A 599-nucleotide genomic window follows, 5' to 3' on the forward strand; every position below is an offset into this window, starting at 1 on the left:
AACGGCGTGTGACGGCCACCTTCGTCCTTGGTCAGGATGTAGGCTTCGGCCACGAACTTCTTGTGCGGCTTCACCGTGCCGGGCTTGGCCAGAACCTGGCCGCGCTCGACACCTTCACGATCAACGCCGCGCAGCAGCGCGCCGATGTTGTCGCCGGCCTGGCCCTGATCGAGCAGCTTGCGGAACATCTCGACGCCGGTGCAGGTCGTCTTGGTCGTCGGACGGATGCCGATGATCTCGAGTTCCTCGCCGACCTTGACCACGCCGCGCTCGACGCGACCGGTCACAACCGTGCCACGGCCAGAGATCGAGAACACGTCTTCGATCGGCATCAGGAACGGCTTGTCGAGCGGACGAACCGGCGTCGGGATGTAGGCGTCGACCGCAGCCATCAGCTCGCGGATCGCGTCCTCGCCGATCTTCTTGTCGGAATCTTCCAGAGCAGCCAGAGCCGAGCCCTTGACGATCGGAATGTCGTCGCCGGGGAACTCGTTCTTGGTCAGAAGCTCGCGAACCTCGAGCTCGACCAGTTCGAGCAGCTCGGCGTCATCGACCTGGTCGACCTTGTTCAGGAACACCACGATCGACGGCACGCCGAC

General features: G+C 63.9%; 1 protein-coding gene. It reads right to left on the minus strand.

Annotated elements, in window-relative coordinates; translation table 11 throughout:
• Nucleotides 1-599 (minus strand): EF-Tu/IF-2/RF-3 family GTPase (locus tag AC07FD_RS39615; protein ID WP_478354230.1); only part of this gene is annotated, 599 nt, incomplete at both ends.

The organism is Mesorhizobium waitakense (assembly GCF_056431085.1).